This window comes from Streptomyces sp. 8N706 (assembly GCF_052245415.1).
Lineage (GTDB): Bacteria > Actinomycetota > Actinomycetes > Streptomycetales > Streptomycetaceae > Streptomyces.
In genome coordinates, this window is the sequence record NZ_JBQQBW010000248.1 from 1 (window position 1) to 880 (window position 880).

Genomic DNA, 880 nt, shown 5'->3' on the forward strand with positions numbered 1-880 from the left:
AGGCGCGTGCGGTCAGCTCAGCCGGGCATCGGCGTACACGGTCATCGCATCGCGCTGGTAGACGGCGAGACCGTCGGCGATCTTGTCGAAGTTGGCCCGCATCTGCGGGTCGTCGACATAGGTCTGGCCCACTCCCTTGTACGCGGCCGCGGTCGGCGTCCAGAACCGGCAGATACCCTGGTAGTTGGCATCCACCTCAGCCTGTACCGCAGGGTCGGATACCGGCGTGCCGGCCACCATGAACTCCGCCATACGGATCATCTGCGCCGTCACCTCACGCTGCCAGCGCTCCGTGTCCTCGGAGGTCATCGCCTCGACGGCCTGCCGGGACTGCTCCCACGCCTGCGGCCACCGCTCCCGTACCTCGGCCTCGGCCTCGGAAGGGGGCTGGAACCCCTCGAACAGGTTCTCCGGCTTGTTGATCTTCGTCATATGGCCCTTGTCCTTACCTTCTTCCAGTTCGGCGATGGTGCGGCCGACCGTACGGGCCAGCGTCTCCAGCCGGTCCCGTTCCGGAGCAGCCGTTGGTGGTGCTCACGGAGCACGGCCACCTGGTCGAGCTGGCTGTCCAGGACCGCCTGGATCTCGCGCAGCCCCAGGTCCAGCTCCCGCATCAGCAGGATCTGCTGCAACCGCAGCAGATCGGCCTCCTCGTAGTAGCGGTGCCCGTTGCTCCCGATCCATGCGGGCGCCAGCAGGCCGATCTCGTCGTAATGCCGCAGCGTCCGCGATGTCACCTTCGACATCCGCGCCACCTCCGCGATCGACCAGGCCATCGCCATTGCCGGTGCCTCCCTCGCCGGGCCGGTCTCTCCGGCCACACACATGACCGTAGAAGTTGCCGCAACGGAAAGCGCAAGCCCGAAGCCCTGTTGGACAG

General features: G+C 66.9%; 1 pseudogene. It reads right to left on the reverse strand.

Annotated elements, in window-relative coordinates:
- Nucleotides 1-12: 12 nt before the first annotated feature.
- Nucleotides 13-776 (reverse strand): annotated as a pseudogene (locus ACTWQE_RS34090) (MerR family transcriptional regulator).
- Nucleotides 777-880 lie beyond the last annotated feature (104 nt).